The sequence below is a fragment of the Halomonas sp. BMC6 genome, assembly GCF_964204995.1.
Classification (GTDB): Bacteria; Pseudomonadota; Gammaproteobacteria; order Pseudomonadales; family Halomonadaceae; genus Vreelandella.
Genome location: NZ_CAXNSH010000001.1, coordinates 131551 through 148614, shown reverse-complemented (window position 1 = coordinate 148614; position 17064 = coordinate 131551). Strand labels below are relative to the sequence as shown.

Here is a 17064-nt window from a genome sequence, read left to right as displayed (position 1 = left end):
CTCCAATAAGAACAAGGACGAACCTATGTGCACTCACCCGTCTGCACGGCCTCAGAATGAGGCGTCTTACCAATGATCGGTCACATTCTAGCCACGCTGCTGCCGGTATTTTTGATTGCCGGCAGCGGTGCCGCCTATGGACGTTTCCGCACGCCCGATATACGCAGTCTGAACACCCTCAATATGGAGCTGTTCGTTCCTCTGCTGGTATTTGCGGTACTGGCCGACCGCCAAGCGCCGCTGGCGGAGTACGCGTGGCTCGCCAGCGCGGCCGCGCTGGTGGTGCTGGGGTCAGGGGTCGTGCTATGGCCCGTGGTGAAGTGGCTGGGGTTGGACAAAAAGGTCTTCTTGCCACCGATGATGTTCAATAACTCCGGCAACATGGGGGTGCCGCTGCTGGTGCTGGCCTTTGGGCCGGAAGCGCTGCCAGCGGCGGTGGTGGTCTTCATCGTGGAGATGCTGCTGCACTTTTCGGTGGGGCTTTACATGCTCGACCCGCGCACGTCGCTGTGGCGAATGTTGAAGATGCCTATCGTCGCGGCCAGCGTGGCGGGGCTTTTGGTCAATGTTGGGGGCGTGCCGCTGCCGGGCTGGCTGCTGGAAGCCATGCATATGCTGGGGGGCGTGTGTATTCCGCTCATGCTGTTTGCCCTGGGCGTGCGCCTGCTGGAGATCGACTTTAGTGATTGGCGGACGGGCTTGTTGGGAGCCGTGCTTTGCCCACTCTCCGGGCTCATCGTGGCGCTCCCGCTCATGTGGCTGATGCCGCTGACGCCGCTGCAGACGGCCACGCTGCTCGTGTTTGCCGCACTGCCGCCAGCCGTATTGAATTACTTGGTCGCGGAGCAGTACCAGCTGGCACCGCACAAGGTGGCGTCGCTGGTGTTGATTGGCAACTTAGGCAGCCTGATCGTCATGCCGCTAACGTTGGCCGCGGCATTTGCCTGGATCCAGCCGCCCCCGTAGCGGCAGCTGGCGGTGTTTTGGGCGACACACTAGTGGCGAGATGAGCGGCGAGGCTCCTCTTTAACTTCGTAGCTCCCTTCGAGCGCATCCTGCTGCCCGGTGGGCCGTTCACTTGCATAGCCGCCGCCAATGTCTTGCGCCTGATCGGCGCGCATCTGCTCCATGCGTTTTTTCATCTTATGGCGAACAAACGGCATCATCGCCCAGCCAACGAGTAGGAAAAACAGGCCAAGTACGACGCCAACGATCATCAGCGCGCCAAACGCAAGCCACGTCAGCAGCAGTTTGAGACTGCCCATGAGACCGTTGGGCTGTGTCTGAGCAGCGCGGGCGCGCCACTGGTGGGCAGCCTGCCAAGCGGCATTACGTTGTTCGCGATTCATCTGTGGCATGAAAGCCTCCGTCGTTCGTTTGCTTTCTTTGGAACCTCGCACCACGAGCAAGTTCACTGTTTCTTCGGTCTTCTATTCAAAGGGCCGTCATAAGAATCAATTAGGATTGACTAATTTGCTGACTTAATGACTTAACATGCGATCGTTAGCATTGAATGTTAAGGTTTAAACGAGTGCACTAACATTATGCGTCATGTTGTTATGAGCTAATGTTTTATGAGCTGCTATCGATGAGCGTTAATAAGCGATGACTTTTATGAACGTATGTTGTTCATTAACCAGGGTGGTGCTATGACAAACCATGGAGGTAAGTCGGTGTTTATCGCATCGGCTGTGATTATTTTCGGTTTAGTGGTGGTGGGGGCCTCTTTTCCAGAAGCGTTTGGTAACGCAGCGGAGTCGGCGCTGACATCCATCACCGAACTGTTTGGCTGGTTTTATCTTTTTTCAGTGTTTGGCTTTGTCGTTTTTCTGATTGGCCTGGCACTGAGTAAATACGGCAAAGTGCGCCTGGGCCCACAGGACAGTACGCCGAGCTACGGGTTCTTCTCCTGGATCAGCATGCTGCTGGCGGCAGGTTTTGGGGTAGGCTTGGTGTTTTACGGCATGGCGGAACCCATGACGCACTACCTCAATCCGCCTTACGGAGATGTGCCCGGCGAGAGCGAAGCGGCTGCTCGCTACGCCATCCAGTACAGCTACTTCAACTGGGGGATTCACCAGTGGGCAGCGTTCTCTGTCGTCGGGCTGATCATTGCGTACTTTCAGTTCCGTAAAGGGCAGGCGGGTCTGGTGTCGTCAGTGTTGTCGTCGGTCACGGCCAAGCATCCTCGTATTCGTCCTTATGCGTCTTGGTTGGATGTCTTTGCCGTAGTGGCCACCGTCATGGGAGTGGCGACGTCGCTGGGGCTTGGCGTCTTACAAATGAACGGCGGTCTCAACGCGGTCTTTGGCCTGCCGGAGAACGGGTTTTGGCAGTTCGTCATTCTCTTCGTGATGTTTTGTGCGTACATGGCGTCAACCTGGTCAGGACTCGATAAAGGCATTAAACGGCTCTCCAACCTGAACATGGCGCTGTGTATTGGCCTGATGCTTTACGTACTGTTCACTGGCCCGACCATTGCTATTCTCGAGACCATCACGCTCGGGATCGGTGACTATCTTCAGAACTTCATTGGCATGAGCCTGCGAATTTCGCCCTACAGCGACAATCAGTGGGCCAGTAGCTGGACCATCTTCTATTGGGCATGGGTCATTGCTTGGTCGCCTTTCGTTGGCACCTTCGTTGCGCGGGTTTCCCGTGGCCGTACCATCAAAGAGTACGTCTTCGGGGTGCTGTTCGTGCCGCCGCTCTTGGCGTGCCTGTGGATCGGCGTATTTGGCGGTGCCGCGCTCAACCTGGAAATGAGCGGTGCCGATGTCGGCTTGGCGGCCGCGACCGAGGCCAACATCACCGTTGCCCTGTTCGAGATGTTCGATCTCATGCCGTTCTCCGGGGTGCTGTCCGTCGTGGCCATGCTGCTGATTTTCATCTTCTTGGTGACGTCAGCCGACTCCGCTTCGTATATTGTGGCGCAGATGACCGACAACGGCTCCATCAATCCGCCGCTCTACAAGCGGGTAGTGTGGGGGGTACTTATTGCGGCGATCTGTCTGACGCTCATCGTGGCTGGGGGGCTGTCTGGATTGCAGTCGGCCGCCGTGCTCTCAGCGCTACCGTTTACCTTCATTCTGTATATGATGGTCATCGTGCTGGTGCGCGAACTGCGCGCAGACCGCAAAGCCATGCTGACCCAGCTCTACCGTCGCCACGGTGAAACCCCGGTAGGGGCCGATGCGTTTGAAGCCGAGCAGCTTGGTGAAGAGGAGCGGCTGCGCCGTGCGCCCAGCGTGGTCAACCGGCGCATCAATAGTTAAACAACGGCTTCAATAGAGGAAGCACCCATGGAAACAGCGTGCTAATGGCTCGACAGGGACGTCACGGGGCAACGCGAAGGCAGCCCAAAGGGGTTGCCTTCGACCGCTGGCTAGATCGCATCGTCACCATCGCGGTGGTCACTGCCATGGTAGTAGGGATCTCAGCGGTGATTGCCCACTGGCTGTTGTGACGACGTGCCCATGGAGAGCAAAAAAACGCCCGGCTACGCCGGGCGTTCGTGTATCTCGACACGGTTACGCCCGCGCCGTTTGGCCAGATAGAGCTGCTGGTCGGCAAGACCGAGTAGGTCGTCGGTGCTGAGCGGCTGCTCGGGCGTCATGGTGGCCACGCCCATGCTGGCCGTCAGGTGGGAGTGGGTGCTGGAGTAGGCGTGAGGAATGGCAAGAGAGAGAACCGCCTGGCGCAGACAGTTGGCGACGCACTTTGCCTCGCCGCTGGCTTTGCCAGGCAGCACACAAATGAACTCTTCGCCGCCGTAGCGTGCCAGCAGGTCGCGGCTGGGGTCGATGCATTGGTTCAGCGCCGTTGCCACCGCCCGCAACGTATCGTCGCCCATGGCGTGGCCGTAGTGGTCGTTAAACTCTTTGAAATTGTCGATATCGATGAAGATCACCGAGAGCGGCCGTTTGGCGCGGTGTGCCCACTGCCACTGCTGAGCAATGAACATATCGAAGTGGCGACGGTTGGCCACCCCCGTCAATCCGTCGTACTGGGAGAGCTGGTGAAGATGGTCGCGCTGCTCCAGCCCTGACTGAAAGGCATTGAGTAGGTGGTCCAAGCTCTCGACCAAATGGCCCAACTCGTCGTCATGGTGGCCTTTTAGCGTGGGTTTGGGCCACTGGCCTGGGCGCGCCGGGTCGGTTTGGGTGATGGCGGCATGTACCTTCAACAGCGGGCGCGTGATGAAAATATGAAATAGCGCAATGACCAAGCTGCTCAGTAAAAAGGCTTCCAGCACGCTCCTACCGACGACGGTGTAGCCCCGCGCTAAAAATTCCTGGGTGAGGTAGGTGGCATCCAGGGTCAACGAGATATGGCCGACCGTCGCTTCGGGCATGTCGCTGCCCATGTAGTAGCGCAGCGGCATCTCATGGTCGACGATATCGCCAAACAGCCGCTGGCCGAGCAAGCTGGTGGTCGTGGGTTGAGAGGGGTAGAACTCCGCCAGCGCCCGGCCAAAATCGTCGCGAATCGCCACTTGAGCGATGTCGCTATTGCTGAACAAGCCAAAGGCGATTTGATGCGCTAAATCGGGATTGAGCTGAAAGGCTGCCTCGGCCGCCGCGCCGTTGACGATGGCCAGTTGTTGCAGGGTGCGCTTTTGCACGTCTTCGCGCATGCTGCTGGCGTGCCCAAGCAGCTCGATGCTTCCAGATACCAAACTGATCATTATAGCGATCATCAGCGTCAGCAGTGCCTGCTTGAGCGTCAAGCGACCGCTGGCGAGAGAGGGCTTGGCGACACTCAAGGCAGAGGCTCCATACGGGGGGTGGGGGGTGTGTCTAAGTGGCGCTGCAGTTGCTCGATCACGCTGCGCTCGACGCTAGGGTGGCAGGCGAGGTAGAGCGGCGCGTAATAGAAGGTGAACAAGTGTTCGATGGCGATGTTTGCTTCTTCCGCCAGCTGTTCAGCGGTGGCCCGTCCGGTGACGATGACATCCACGAGCCCGGCGCCCAGCCGAGCCATGTTCTCCCGTTCGGTGGGCGCGCGCAGCACGTCGACCCCTTGGCTGGCGACGTAATCACCAACGGCATCTTCGCGAAAGCTGCCGACGCGCCACTCGTGTAAGTGGGTAAGCGCGGCTAGGTCCAGTTGACGCTCCACCAAGCCGAAAGCCGACCACTCGTTGATCACCAGCGGCCCTACCCAATGAAATAGCGGTTCCCGGGCGGGAGTGCGGGTGGTGGAGTAGACGCAGTGATACTCCCTCAACCTTGCTTCGGTGTAGGCGCGTGCCCAGGGTAGCAGGCGAAAGCGAGCCTCGATCCCGGCGCTCTCCAACGCATGGCGTAGCTGCCGGGTGGCGGTGCCATCGACCTCGCCTTGGGCATTTTGAAAATTAAACGGCGGGTACTCTTCGGTATTGATCGTGAGAAACGGGAGTTGCGCGCGGCTGGCGTGGCTCATGCCCATCAGCAGCGCGCCAAACGCAATGACCAGCCAGTAGGGCTTGGCGGGAAAGATCGATCGATTAACCATCGCTACCTGCCTGTGTGGCCAGCGAGAGCGACGTGACGCGCTCGAAGGCCTGCTGCAACTGAGCAACGAGACGCGGGTCCGTCTCAGGGTTCAGCGCAAAGTATAGGTAAGATTCGCTCAGCGTGTAGAGCGGCACCACGATCTCTGCAGGGTAGCCGGCTTGTTCGGCAATCCACTGGGCGACATCGGTACTGTACGCCCACAAATCGACGCGCTCATGAAGCAACATATGCAGCGCGCTGCGATTATCCATGGCCGGTCGCACCAGCGCGTCTGGGTAGCCCGCTTCGATCAGTGCCTGGGCACCAATGTCTTCGCGAATGACCGCCACGCTCAGCCCCTGTTCGACGGCATCGTCCACCGAGGTCACGCGAATGTTCGCTCCCTGGCGTGCAAGCAGTACCACATGGTCCTGGGCAATGGGGCCTACCCAGTGAAAGCGCGACTCTCGGCTCGGCGTACGAGTGGTGGAAAACAGCACCGTATTTGGCCGCTGCAAGGCGAGTTCGTAGCCGCGTACCCAGGGGTAATAGCGTATCTCCCTCTTATCCAGGGAGGTGCCCATTTGGGCCAGCATGGCCTGAAGTAGCTCGACGGAGGTGCCCGCGATGCGGTCACCGTCTAAATAGTTGTAAGGCGGGTACTCTTCGGTGATAAACGTCAGAGATGACAGCGATGCCGTTGAGTCGTCAGCCAAAACACGGTCGGCAAACAGAGTGGCGGTGACCCCAGCACACCCTAACAGCAGCGAAAGGGTGGCGAGTAAACGCTTTTTTATAACGTTGCCATGCGCCATCTAACTGCGTCCCTGTTATTAAATGAATCTAGCAAAGTTAGAGTAACTTTGTGTGTCTGTCACCTCTAATCTGTTAACGACCTTGATAGCGGTGCGATACTGCTAACTGATACTCTTATGACTCTTTTTAAGAGAGCGCTGATATGCCGTCCGCACCCGCCATGCCTAATGCCACTACCTATGCTACCCGGCGCGAAATTTTCGGCTGGGCCATGTTTGACTTTGCTAATCAGGCCTACACGCTGCTCATTATTACCGTGGTGTTTGGCGAACTATTTACCACGGTCATCGTGGGGGATCGTAATGATGGTTATCGACTCGCCAACTTTTTGTGGAGTCTTGCCCTCGCCATCAGTTATTTGATGGTGGTGATCAGTGCGCCACTATGCGGCGCTATCATGGATTACCGTGCTGAAAAGAAACGCTTTCTGCTATTTAGCTATATGGCAACGGTGGCGACGACGGCGATGCTCTATTTTGTCGAGCCGGGTTACGTGGTGTTGGGGCTCTTGTTGATCGTGCTCTCCAACTACGCTTACTCCATGGGGGAGTCGTTTATCGCAGCCTTCTTACCCGAATTGGGGCCGCCGGATGCGCTAGGCAAAATTTCCGGCTTTGGCTGGGCGTTGGGTTATATCGGTGGTTTGGTGGCGGCTGGGTTTACCCTCGTCGTGTTGGGTGAGGCCACGGCCGAGAACTACGAGCGCATTCGCTGGGTGGGGCCGTTTGCGGCGGGCTTCTTCTTGGTGGCCGCCATTCCCACGTTCTTATGGCTTAAAGAGCGCGGCGTGCCCAAACCCCACGGTGTCTCCTATCGTCACATTGCCCAGCAGCGGTTATGGGGCACGTTCCAAGAGCTCCGTTACTTCAAAGATTTAAGTATCTTTTTAGTCTCTCTGCTGTTCTCCATGGCGGGGGTCTACATCATTATCGCCTTTGCCTTTATCTATGGCGCGCAAGTGATCGGGTGGGATGAGAGCGTGCGCAACATCATGTTCATCATCGTACAAATCACGGCAGCGGCTGGGGCCATCGGGTTTGGCTTTCTGCAGGATAAACTCGGGGCCAAGCACACCTACCAAATAACCCTGGCTCTGTGGGTGGCCGCGATCGTGGCCATCTGGGCGACTCCCGCATTGACCGCATGGCTCAATCAGCAGTGGGGGTGGCAGTGGCAAGCACAGCACGTGTTCTTGATCGTAGGCTGTTTGGCCGGGTTGAGTTTGGGGTCCAGCCAGTCGGCGAGCCGTGCGCTGGTGGGGGTCTTCTCGCCGTTGGAAAAGTCGGCGGAATTTTTCGGTTTCTGGGGGCTGGCGAACAAACTCGCCGGGGTGTTAGGGATCGTCATGCTCGGCGTATTGCAAACGCTGATCGGCCTGCAAGCGTCTATTCTTTTATGTGTGGGGCTGTTCATAACGGCCATGCTGATTTGCGTAGGCGTCAACGAGCACCGTGGCCGTGAGGCAGCGGTGGCCTGGAAAAGCGCCTGATGCGTCGAGGTGAGCGATGGTGACACACCGGCCACAGCGCGGCGGCATCGTGATGATGCTGCTATTTTGGGTACTGCTCATGGCAGTGGGCACTTGGTGGATTCAAGACGGCCTGGAGCAGATGTGGCAGCCGAATGTGCACCTGATGAACACCGCCCCGGATAACGCCCCGGTGACGCTCAAACGAAACCGAGCGGGGCATTTTGAAGCACCAGGTCGCATCAACGGAGAGCCCGTCACGTTTTTGCTGGATACCGGGGCCACCTACGTGGCGGTGCCTGCCGAGCTGGCCAAGCGTCTGGGCTTGGCGCCTGGACGGCGCGCTTGGTTCAACACGGCCAATGGTCGCGTGGAGGGCAACCTGACCCAGCTAGACGAAGTGGCGTTGGGTGGCATACGTATGCGCAATGTGCAGGGTTCCATCAGCCCTGGTATGGAGCGCGACACGGTCCTATTGGGCATGAGCTTTTTGAATCAGTTAGCCATCGAAATACGCGGGGGAGAGATGGTGCTCAAGCTGCCAGAACCTTAGTGTCCGTTTGTGTTTAGCCCACGCATGTGCTTAGCTGAAGGCTCATGGACGTTAACACGCAAGGAGAGACACATGGGTATCGAAGTCGGCGGTTTATTAGGTTTGATCTGGCTCGTCATTGTCGTATGGGCCATCGTAAAAGTCGCCAAGAGTTCGGCCGGTGGGCTGGCCAAACTGCTTTGGATTATCGCGCTGCTGGTATTTCCCCTCGTTGGGCTGATTGCTTGGTTCTTGTTTGGCCCGAAAGGGTAGCGAACGTCATGGCAGTATGCGTATAAAAAAGGCAGGCCCTAGTGGCCTGCCTTTTTCTATATAGACCGCGGTGAACAGCGGCTAATCATCCATTGCGCCATTGGCATCGCTAGGCGGTGCCTTGTAGTGCCCGGGGATCTTTAGCTTCTCTCCGTTGGGCAGGTCACGTACTTGCGTGGGTACATAGACACGTTTAATGACACTTTTGGCTTTGCCATCTCCCATGGGGATCTCCTCCTGCCAGATTGTCGACAGTTTGCCACTTCACATTAGCGCCTGATGTTTGAAGAATCAAGCTGGCGCAGGGCGCCCAGAAAGGTAAGCCCGGCGAACGTTGATCAAGGGGCAGGCGTTAGCGAGGTTTTAAGGTATCCTGGGAGCTATCACAACCTGCTTTTGCAACGGGTGAGCGGGTGATAATACAAACTGCCTAAGCGGAGTGAAGAAAAAGGATGGTAGATCACTTGGAACAGCAATTTCAAGCACTTGGGGCACAGGATTCGGTCACCCCCGACTACCCCGACCAGGACCACGTGCTGATCATCGAAGACGATCAGCGCTTGGCGGAGCTCACCCGCGACTACCTGGAGGCGAATGGCTTTCAAGTCACTTTGGAAGCGGATGGGGCCAAGGGGGTCGATCGCATTTTAACGCTGCAGCCCGATCTGGTGATCTTGGATCTCATGCTGCCGGGGGAAGATGGCTTGGCGATTTGCCGCCGCGTGCGACCCAATTTTGCGGGGCCTATCATGATGCTGACCGCCCGCACGGACGATCTCGATCAAGTGCTGGGGCTGGAAATGGGGGCAGACGACTACGTGCCCAAGCCCGTACAGCCGCGTGTGCTGTTGGCGCGTATGCGCGCGCTGCTGCGGCGTGCCGATGGCCCCGCCCCTGATGGTGAGATGCGCCTGAAGTTCGAAAACCTGGAAATCGACAACGCCACCCGTGAAGCGTGGCTCTCCGGCGAGCGTATCGATCTCACCAGCGCCGAGTTCGATCTGCTGTGGCTGTTGGCGCGTAACGCAGGGCGCGTGTTGACCCGCGAGGAGATCTTCAGCGACCTACGCGGCATCAAGTACGACGGTCAGGACCGCTCCATCGACGTGCGCGTTTCGCGTATACGACCCAAGATCGGCGATGATCCCAATCAGCCGCACCGCATCAAAACCGTGCGCAGCAAAGGTTATCTGTTCGTCAAGGACAGCTAAGAGAGGTTGTCGCATGCGGCGAGTGCTTGGTCACGGCACGTTTTTGCGCTTCTACCTGCTGCTGGGGTTGGCGCTCTGCGTTGTGTTTTTCATCGCGCTGGGCGGGCGCTCCTTCATCGAGCAGGTGCGCCGTGAAGATTATCGGGAGCAGCTCGCCGCGCTGCCCATGTCCTTGATGACCCAACAGCTTGCCGACGTGCCCATGGAGGAGCGTGAAGTCCTGCTTGGGGAGTTTTCGGAGCAGTTGGGCATGCAACTGGCGCTACGCAGTCTCAGCGAGGCACCGCTTGGCTATTTCGAGCGAGCGCGCATCGAGCGGGGAACGGTGTTGGTGTCAGAAGACCCGTGGCAACTGCGCCAGCGCCTGCCGACGTCCAGCAGCGGTGAGCAGTGGATGCTGGAGGCCACGTTTGGGTCCTGGAGCGAGCGTCAGTGGCAGGGCAGCATGGTGCTGTTGGGCGAATGGCTGGCCGAGATGCCCGCCGAGGAGCGGCTCACGGCGCTCACACGGCTGCGTCCTGGCAGCTGGCCGCTGAGTCTGCTCAATGCGTTGCCCGACGACCTGACCACCGAACAGCAGTTTCAACTCACCCTGGGCGGGGTGATTACCCGCCTCGTGTCGGACAAACTCTCCATTACCTTACTGTATCAGTTACCGAACGACGCCGACGACGCGGAGCAGTGGCTTCAAGCAGGCCCGATTTCCCGAGGAGACACGCTGCCACTGAACTTGCACTTGCCACTGCTGGTGGCGTTGATGGTCGTGCTTAGCCTGATTGTTTACCTGATCATGCGCAGCATCGAATCGCGCATGGCACGTTTGGAGCTAGCCGCCACGCGCATCGCCAGCGGGCGCTTGGAAACCCGTGTCAAAGTGGAGAGCGGGGACTTTCTAGGCCGCTTGGGAATGGCCTTCAACGGCATGGCGAACCAGGTGCAGAGCTTGTTACGTGGCCAGCAGGAGATGATTCGCGCGGTGTCTCACGAATTGCGCACCCCGGTGGCACGTATTCGCTTTGCCGTGCAGATGGTCGAAGACATGACCGACCAGCCCGCCATTCAGCGCCAGCTACAGGGCATCGATGCCGATATCGCCGAGCTGGATGAGCTGGTGGACGAAATTTTGACTTACGCCCGCTTGGGTGGCGAGACGGTCAACGGTGCCGAGCTCGAAATGGCCCTGGTCGACTGTCGGGCCATGGCCGAGCGAGTGATCGACACGCTGGCGCCGCTACACAGCGGCCAGCAGCTGACCCTCGTGCCGGGGCCTGATATCGAGCTGCTGGCCGAACCTCGCTATCTACAGCGCGCGCTACAGAACCTGGTGGGCAATGCGTGTCGCTATGGCAAATCTCAGGTGGTGATTCGCCTGTGGGATGAGCCGCACCTGGTACGTATCGATGTGGAAGACGACGGGCCGGGGATTCCTTTCGAAGCGCGGGCCGATATCTTCAAACCCTTTGCGCGGCTGGATGATAGCCGTGCCCGCAGCTCCGGCGGCTATGGTCTGGGCCTTTCGATCGTACAGAAAATCATGGCTGGCCACGGCGGTAGCGTCACCGTGGACAGCAGCCCTGCCTTGGGCGGCGCGCGCTTTACGCTGCTGATTCCTCGTCGCGACTCGCCGGTTTAATCCCCGAAAGCACTGCGAAAGAGGTCTCTTTCGCAGTGCGCAAAAAGTCCTGCATCCATGGCGCGTCGGCGCTCTCTTCCCTTATGGCCGCATAGAGCGTGCTCCAAATGCCCTGGTCGCCGAGCTTCACGGCGCTGACGTAGTCGCGCTCCAAATATTCGGTGAGCGCCCAGTTGGGGAGCGCACACACACCGCGGCCACTGGCGACCAGCTGCATCATCATGATGGTGAGTTCTGCCGTGCGGATCTCTTTGGGGCGCACGTTGGCCGGGGCCAGAAATTGCGTGAACACGTCTAGCCGCGACTGCTCCACCGGGTAAGTAATGAGCGTTTCATCGGCCAGGGCGTCCGGGGTGATATAGGGCTGCCCTGCGAAGCGGTGCTGGCGGGCAACGGCAAGCAGGCCCTCGTAGCGAAACAGCGGCACGTAATGCACCCCTTCCAGCGGTTGCGGGTCGGCGGTAATGACCAGATCCAACTGCTCTCGGGAAAGCGCAGGCAGCGGGTCGAAGTGGTGCCCGCTGGGAATATCGATCTCTACTTCCGGCCAGTGGTCGCGAAAGTAATCCACCGTGGGCATGAGCCACTGAAAGCAGCTATGGCACTCGATGGCCATGTGGAGCCGCCCCTGCTCGGTGCCCGCCAATCGAGCCAGGTCCCGCTCGGCTTTACGGACTTCCGGCAGAATCTCATCGGCCAGTGCCAGCAGCCGTAACCCTGCCCGCGTGAACTCCACTGGCCGGGTTTTGCGCACGAAGAGCGCGCTATCCACACGGCTTTCCAGATCTTTCAATTGGTGCGAAAGAGCCGACTGCGTCAAATGCACCCGCTCGGCGGCTTCCACGAGCGAGCCGGTTTCGCGCAGGGCCAGCAGGGTGCGCAGATGGCGTAATTCAATCATTGTGAGTATTTTTCATGTTTGGTATTAAAATCTTTAGTTTGATTCACGTTGATGCGGCGCTCAAACTGTGTGAAATCATTCACGTTGGAAGGATTCATCATGACAGTTTCTCATATTCTCGGCTATCCTCGCATCGGCGCACAGCGCGAACTGAAAAAAGTCACGGAAGCCTACTGGAAGGGCGACGTCAGCCGTGACGAGCTGGAAGCCGCCGGTCAAGCGCTGCGACTGGCCCACTGGCAAACCCAGCAGGCTGCGGGCTTGGACATGGTCAGCGTGGGTGATTTCGCTTTTTACGATCAGGTGCTGAACGTTTCCGTGATGCTGGGAGCGGTACCCAAGCGCTTTAACGCCCAAGACGAGGTCAATGCAGGCCGTGTCGATCTGGACACCGCCTTTCGCATGGCCCGTGGCCGCGCGCCAAGCGGTACCCCGGCGGCCGCCTGCGAGATGACTAAATATTTTGATACCAATTACCACTACCTCGTGCCGGAGCTTCATCAAGGGCAGACATTTACCTTAGCCTCCACGCGGCTGTTTGACGAGGTAGATGAAGCGCTTAAAGCGGGCTTTACGCCCAAAGTGACGCTGACCGGGCCGCTGACGTGGCTTTGGCTGGGTAAGACCAAGGGCAGTGATTTTAACCGTCTCGAATTGCTCGATAGCGTATTGGATGTGTATAGCGAGGCGCTGTCTCGCCTGGCGACTCAGGGCATTGAGTGGGTGCAGCTAGACGAGCCTGCGCTGGTACAGGATTTACCGCTGGCCTGGCAGCAGGCCTACGAGCGTGCTTACCATCGCCTGCAGTCCGCTCCGCTGAAGCTGCTGGTCGCTACCTACTTCGGCGCGCTGGGCGACAATCTTTCGCTCACCACGCGGCTACCGGTAGAGGGTCTGCACATCGATGCCGTGCGTGCCCCCGAACAGGTGGAGAGCGTGATCGATCGGTTAAGCCCGCATCAGGTGCTCTCGGTAGGTTTAGTGGATGGCCGAAATATCTGGCGGGCCGATTTGGCGGCACTTCGTGAGCGCTTACTGCCGCTGAAAGTGCGACTGGGACAGCGGCTGTGGCTCGCGCCTAGCTGCTCGCTGCTTCACGTGCCGGTCGATCTGCGTCAAGAGACCGAGCTGGACGCCGAGCTGGTGACTTGGCTGGCCTTTGCTCGCCAGAAGCTGGATGAAGTGGTCACGCTGGCGCGACTGATTGATAACCGCGCCACGCCGGAAGACGAGCAGCGTTTGAGCGAAGCAACCCGCGCCTTGGACGCGCGCCGGGAATCGACGCGTATCCACCAACCCGCTGTGAGCGAGCGTTTGGCCGCCGTCACGTCACAAGACAGCCAGCGTCAGTCGCCCTATGCACAGCGTGTGCAGGCCCAGCGCAGGCTGCTGGCACTGCCGCTGTTTCCCACCACCACGATTGGCTCGTTCCCGCAGACGGATGCCATTCGTGCCGCTCGTCGGGCGTTCAAAGCGGGGGAACTCAGTCAGACGGACTACGAAGCGCGGATGCGCGAAGAGATCGCCTATGCGGTGGAACGCCAGGAAGCGCTTGGCTTGGACGTACCGGTGCACGGCGAAGCCGAACGGAACGACATGGTGGAGTACTTTGGCGAGCAGCTCGACGGTTTTGCGTTTACCCGCTTTGGCTGGGTGCAGAGCTACGGCTCCCGCTGTGTGAAGCCACCGATCATCTTTGGCGACGTGACGCGCCCTGCACCGATGACCGTGCGCTGGAGCGAGTACGCCCAATCGCTGACCGAAAAGCCGATGAAAGGCATGCTCACCGGGCCGGTGACGATCTTGCAGTGGTCGTTCGTGCGTGACGACCAGCCCCGCGCCACCACCTGCCGTCAGATCGCCTTGGCGCTGCGCGACGAAGTGTGTGACCTGGAAAAAGCGGGTATCCATGTCATTCAAATCGATGAGCCCGCGCTGCGGGAAGGGCTGCCGTTGCGCCAGAGCGAGTGGCAGCGCTATTTGGATTGGGCCGTCGAGAGCTTCCAACTGAGTGCCGCAGGGGTAGCCGACAGCACCCAGATTCATACCCATATGTGCTATTCGGAGTTCAACGACATCATTGGCGCCATTGCCGCGCTGGATGCCGATGTGATCACCATCGAGACGTCGCGTTCGGATATGCAGCTGTTGGATGCGTTTCAGGACTTCGCTTACCCCAACGAGATCGGGCCGGGTGTCTACGATATCCACACCCCGAATATTCCCGAGGTGGAGTGGATGGTGGCACTGATGGAGAAAGCGCTGGAGAAAATCCCGGCCGAACGTCTATGGGTCAACCCGGACTGCGGATTGAAAACCCGTGGCTGGGCCGAGGTAGAGCCAGCCCTCGCGAATATGGTGGAGGCCGCTGAGCAGCTGCGCCAGCGTTACGCTTAAGCCAAGCGTGTTACTCGGCTTTTATTACCCCGCTGCTAAGTGCAGCGGGGTTTTTGCATTAGCTCTTCGAGGCGTAGGCGTACAGCAGCGTTTCCTGAGCACTGATCGCGTCACCGCTGCCGGGGTCCTGCAGCTGGTAGCTGCCGTCGCTCTGCAAGAGCCAGCTCTGGCAGTTATCCACCAGGTAGGTCTCTAGATCTTTACGTACCCGAGTGGCGAGCTTCTTATCCAGCAGCGGGAAGCACGTCTCGACCCGGTGGAACATATTGCGCGACATGAAATCGGCGCTGGAGCACCAGATTTCCGGCTTGCCGTCGTTATGGAAGTGGAATACCCGGGTGTGCTCAAGGAAGCGGCCAATGATCGAGCGTACGCGAATGTTGTCGGATACACCGGGAATGCCCGGCTTCAGGCAGCACATGCCGCGAATGATCAGATCGCACTCCACGCCCGCTTGAGAGGCGCGGTATAGCGCTTTGATCAACTTGGGTTCTGTCAGCGAGTTGCACTTGATGATGATATGGCCGCGTTTCCCCTTACGTGCCACCTGCGCTTCCCGATCGATCATCTCGACTAAGCGCTCGTGCAGCGTGAAGGGCGCATGCAGCAGCGTATCGATCTTGCGCGCCCTGCCCATGCCCGAGAGCTGCTGAAAGACTTTATGCACATCGGCGCATAGCGCTGTGTTGGCAGTCAGCAGGCTGTAGTCGGTGTAGAGCTTGGCAGTTTTGGAGTGGTAGTTGCCGGTGCCCAGGTGCGCGTAGTGGCGCAGCTCACCCTTCTCACGACGCACGATATGCAGCATCTTGGCGTGGGTCTTATACGCCATGATGCCGTAAATCACGATCGCGCCTGCTTCTTGCAAACGTGATGCTAGCTGCAGGTTATCCGCCTCGTCGAAGCGCGCCCGCAGCTCGATCACTACGGTGACTTCTTTGCCCTGGCTGGCGGCATCCACCAGCGCGGTGACGATGGGCGAGTCCGAGCCGGTGCGGTAGAGCGTCTGCTTGATGGCCAGCACGTCGGGGTCACGGGCGGCTTCCCGCAGTAAGTCTTCGATAGGCGAGAAGGATTGGAAGGGGTGGTGAAGCAGAATGTCGCTTTTCGCGATGGCGCTAAACAGGCTGCTGCCTTTCAGCGCTTTGGGCACGCTGGGAGTGAACGGGCGGTAGAGCAGCTCGGGGCGGTCGACGTCGCCCAGCACGGCCATCATGCGGGTCAGGTTCACGGGCCCCTGTACGCGATAAAGATCACCGCTCTCCAGATCGAACTGACGCAGCAGGAAGTTGGTCAGGTCGTCGGGGCAGTTGTCGGCGACTTCCAAACGCACGCCGCTACCGTAGCGACGGGCCAACAGCTCGCCGCGTAGGGCGGAGGCCAGGTCGGACACTTCTTCCGGGTCGACGGTCATGTCCGCGTTGCGGGTCAGGCGGAACTGATAGCAGCCCCGCACGCGCATGCCGGGGAAAAGCTCTTCGGCGTGGGCATGAATCATCGACGACAGGAAAACGTATTCGGAGAAGCCCTCGGCGCACAGCTCTTTCGGCAGCGCCATCAGGCGTGGCAGTGAGCGGGGGGCGGGTAGAATCGCCATCCCCCCTGCGCGGCCAAAGGCATCTTTCCCCTCGAGCTCGACGATGAAGTTGAGGCTCTTGTTGACCAGCCGTGGGAACGGGTGGGAGGGGTCGAGGCCGATGGGGCTGATGACCGGCATGATTTCGTTGTCGAAGAAATCACGCACCCAGGTTTTTTGCGCGTCGGTCCACTGGTCACGACGGCGAAAACGCAGCCCCTGAGCTTCCAGCGCAGGTAGCAGCGTATCGTTGAGAATCTCGTACTGGCGGGCAATTTGCTGGTGCGCGATCTCGGAAATCTCGGCCAGCACGGCTTTGGGTAAGCGGCCATCGGCGGCAGTGGTGTCGTCACCCAGGGCCATTTGATGCTTGAGCCCGGCGACGCGAATTTCGAAGAACTCATCCATGTTGGAGGAGAAGATCAGAAGAAACATCAGCCGGTTCAGCAGCGGATGCGCGTCGTCTAGCGCCTGCTCCAAAACACGGATATTGAACTGTAAATGGGAGAGCTCACGGTTGAAGTAGAGCTGAGGGTCATCCAGGTCGGCTTCGGTGTGCGACTCTTTGGCTTGGACCCCGGTTGGCGTGCGGTTGATGCGCAGTGGCGCGATATCGACGTCGCTGCTCGACGTCTCACTGGGCTGTAACGTCGACGATAGTGTCGACGTGGAATCTGTTGCGTTGTCGTCCATGGTTGCCCCCCGCAGTAGTGGTTTTTACCCATCATAGCTTCATAACGATAATTAAATCAGTATGCAGGGGGAAGATGACAAACTGGTGTC

16 protein-coding genes are annotated in these 17064 nt (G+C 59.0%); 9 read left to right on the top strand and 7 right to left on the bottom strand.

Translation table 11 applies throughout. The features are described from left to right. Positions 1 to 72: 72 nt before the first annotated feature. Positions 73 to 966, top strand: coding sequence for an AEC family transporter (locus AB6K10_RS00700; RefSeq protein WP_285262872.1), 894 nt, complete (start codon positions 73 to 75; stop codon positions 964 to 966). 29 nt (positions 967 to 995) lie between these two features. Here the strand turns inward: AB6K10_RS00700 and AB6K10_RS00695 are convergent, their stop codons facing one another. Continuing rightward, positions 996 to 1358, bottom strand: a complete 363-nt coding sequence (locus AB6K10_RS00695; RefSeq protein ID WP_253017468.1) for a hypothetical protein — start codon at positions 1356 to 1358, stop codon at positions 996 to 998. 291 nt (positions 1359 to 1649) lie between these two features. On the opposite strand from AB6K10_RS00695, the gene AB6K10_RS00690 reads away from it, so the two are divergent. Both AB6K10_RS00690 and AB6K10_RS00685 read left to right on the top strand, forming a co-directional pair. After that, the gene (locus AB6K10_RS00690; protein WP_159343177.1) at positions 1650 to 3275 is read left to right on the top strand and encodes a BCCT family transporter; all 1626 of its coding nucleotides are present in this window, start codon (positions 1650 to 1652) and stop codon (positions 3273 to 3275) included. A gap of 44 nt (positions 3276 to 3319) precedes the next feature. Beyond that, complete coding sequence (locus AB6K10_RS00685) at positions 3320 to 3466, top strand: hypothetical protein (RefSeq protein WP_167520885.1); 147 nt, start codon at positions 3320 to 3322, stop codon at positions 3464 to 3466. A 33-nt stretch (positions 3467 to 3499) separates the two neighbouring features. Here AB6K10_RS00685 and AB6K10_RS00680 read toward each other — a convergent pair whose 3' ends face one another. From AB6K10_RS00680 to AB6K10_RS00670, 3 genes are read right to left on the bottom strand one after another with little or no spacing between them, the layout of a single operon-like run. Continuing rightward, the gene (locus AB6K10_RS00680; RefSeq protein ID WP_339117752.1) at positions 3500 to 4765 is read right to left on the bottom strand and encodes a diguanylate cyclase; all 1266 of its coding nucleotides are present in this window, start codon (positions 4763 to 4765) and stop codon (positions 3500 to 3502) included. Beyond that, complete coding sequence (locus AB6K10_RS00675) at positions 4762 to 5496, bottom strand: ABC transporter substrate-binding protein (protein ID WP_159343176.1); 735 nt, start codon at positions 5494 to 5496, stop codon at positions 4762 to 4764. Before AB6K10_RS00675 ends, AB6K10_RS00680 begins: the two co-directional genes overlap by 4 nt. Continuing rightward, the gene (locus tag AB6K10_RS00670) at positions 5489 to 6292 is read right to left on the bottom strand and encodes an ABC transporter substrate-binding protein (RefSeq protein ID WP_253017476.1); all 804 of its coding nucleotides are present in this window, start codon (positions 6290 to 6292) and stop codon (positions 5489 to 5491) included. Before AB6K10_RS00670 ends, AB6K10_RS00675 begins: the two co-directional genes overlap by 8 nt. 143 nt (positions 6293 to 6435) lie before the next feature. On the opposite strand from AB6K10_RS00670, the gene AB6K10_RS00665 reads away from it, so the two are divergent. The 3 genes from AB6K10_RS00665 (at position 6436) to AB6K10_RS00655 (ending at position 8566) form a co-directional block, all read left to right on the top strand. Further along, positions 6436 to 7782, top strand: a complete 1347-nt coding sequence (locus AB6K10_RS00665) for an MFS transporter (RefSeq protein ID WP_339117751.1) — start codon at positions 6436 to 6438, stop codon at positions 7780 to 7782. A 16-nt stretch (positions 7783 to 7798) separates the two neighbouring features. After that, entirely contained in the window at positions 7799 to 8314 is a 516-nt protein-coding gene (locus AB6K10_RS00660) for a TIGR02281 family clan AA aspartic protease (protein WP_339117750.1), read from the top strand. Positions 8315 to 8386: 72 nt separating this feature from the next. Beyond that, the gene (locus AB6K10_RS00655) at positions 8387 to 8566 is read left to right on the top strand and encodes a PLDc N-terminal domain-containing protein (RefSeq protein ID WP_139526324.1); all 180 of its coding nucleotides are present in this window, start codon (positions 8387 to 8389) and stop codon (positions 8564 to 8566) included. 81 nt (positions 8567 to 8647) lie between these two features. Here the strand turns inward: AB6K10_RS00655 and AB6K10_RS00650 are convergent, their stop codons facing one another. Further along, positions 8648 to 8791, bottom strand: coding sequence for a hypothetical protein (locus AB6K10_RS00650; RefSeq protein ID WP_167520884.1), 144 nt, complete (start codon positions 8789 to 8791; stop codon positions 8648 to 8650). 227 nt (positions 8792 to 9018) lie between these two features. On the opposite strand from AB6K10_RS00650, the gene AB6K10_RS00645 reads away from it, so the two are divergent. Further along, positions 9019 to 9777, top strand: coding sequence for a winged helix-turn-helix domain-containing protein (locus AB6K10_RS00645; RefSeq protein ID WP_285262877.1), 759 nt, complete (start codon positions 9019 to 9021; stop codon positions 9775 to 9777). A gap of 13 nt (positions 9778 to 9790) precedes the next feature. Next, entirely contained in the window at positions 9791 to 11410 is a 1620-nt protein-coding gene (locus AB6K10_RS00640; RefSeq protein WP_339117749.1) for an ATP-binding protein, read from the top strand. Here the strand turns inward: AB6K10_RS00640 and AB6K10_RS00635 are convergent. After that, positions 11373 to 12311 (bottom strand): LysR family transcriptional regulator, encoded by a 939-nt coding sequence (locus AB6K10_RS00635; RefSeq protein ID WP_159343171.1) that lies wholly within the window; start codon positions 12309 to 12311, stop codon positions 11373 to 11375. The genes AB6K10_RS00640 and AB6K10_RS00635 overlap by 38 nt on opposite strands. A 99-nt stretch (positions 12312 to 12410) precedes the next feature. Here AB6K10_RS00635 and metE point away from each other — a divergent pair, with 99 nt between their 5' ends. Continuing rightward, a complete protein-coding gene (metE, locus tag AB6K10_RS00630; protein ID WP_285262879.1) occupies positions 12411 to 14708 on the top strand; it encodes a 5-methyltetrahydropteroyltriglutamate--homocysteine S-methyltransferase in 2298 nt (765 codons plus the stop codon). Positions 14709 to 14766: 58 nt separating this feature from the next. Here the strand turns inward: metE and ppk1 are convergent, their stop codons facing one another. After that, a complete protein-coding gene (gene ppk1, locus AB6K10_RS00625) occupies positions 14767 to 16974 on the bottom strand; it encodes a polyphosphate kinase 1 (protein WP_253017486.1) in 2208 nt (735 codons plus the stop codon). Positions 16975 to 17064 lie beyond the last annotated feature (90 nt).

Coding starts and splice junctions, on each gene's coding strand:
- AB6K10_RS00670 (WP_253017476.1), bottom strand. CDS start 6,292: ATGGCGCATGGCAACGTTATAAAAAAGCGTTTACTCGCCACCCTTTCG.
- AB6K10_RS00660 (WP_339117750.1), top strand. CDS start 7,799: ATGGTGACACACCGGCCACAGCGCGGCGGCATCGTGATGATGCTGCTA.
- AB6K10_RS00665 (WP_339117751.1), top strand. CDS start 6,436: ATGCCGTCCGCACCCGCCATGCCTAATGCCACTACCTATGCTACCCGG.
- AB6K10_RS00700 (WP_285262872.1), top strand. CDS start 73: ATGATCGGTCACATTCTAGCCACGCTGCTGCCGGTATTTTTGATTGCC.
- ppk1 (WP_253017486.1), bottom strand. CDS start 16,974: ATGGACGACAACGCAACAGATTCCACGTCGACACTATCGTCGACGTTA.
- metE (WP_285262879.1), top strand. CDS start 12,411: ATGACAGTTTCTCATATTCTCGGCTATCCTCGCATCGGCGCACAGCGC.
- AB6K10_RS00655 (WP_139526324.1), top strand. CDS start 8,387: ATGGGTATCGAAGTCGGCGGTTTATTAGGTTTGATCTGGCTCGTCATT.
- AB6K10_RS00685 (WP_167520885.1), top strand. CDS start 3,320: ATGGCTCGACAGGGACGTCACGGGGCAACGCGAAGGCAGCCCAAAGGG.
- AB6K10_RS00695 (WP_253017468.1), bottom strand. CDS start 1,358: ATGCCACAGATGAATCGCGAACAACGTAATGCCGCTTGGCAGGCTGCC.
- AB6K10_RS00645 (WP_285262877.1), top strand. CDS start 9,019: ATGGTAGATCACTTGGAACAGCAATTTCAAGCACTTGGGGCACAGGAT.
- AB6K10_RS00635 (WP_159343171.1), bottom strand. CDS start 12,311: ATGATTGAATTACGCCATCTGCGCACCCTGCTGGCCCTGCGCGAAACC.
- AB6K10_RS00640 (WP_339117749.1), top strand. CDS start 9,791: ATGCGGCGAGTGCTTGGTCACGGCACGTTTTTGCGCTTCTACCTGCTG.
- AB6K10_RS00690 (WP_159343177.1), top strand. CDS start 1,650: ATGACAAACCATGGAGGTAAGTCGGTGTTTATCGCATCGGCTGTGATT.
- AB6K10_RS00650 (WP_167520884.1), bottom strand. CDS start 8,791: ATGGGAGATGGCAAAGCCAAAAGTGTCATTAAACGTGTCTATGTACCC.
- AB6K10_RS00675 (WP_159343176.1), bottom strand. CDS start 5,496: ATGGTTAATCGATCGATCTTTCCCGCCAAGCCCTACTGGCTGGTCATT.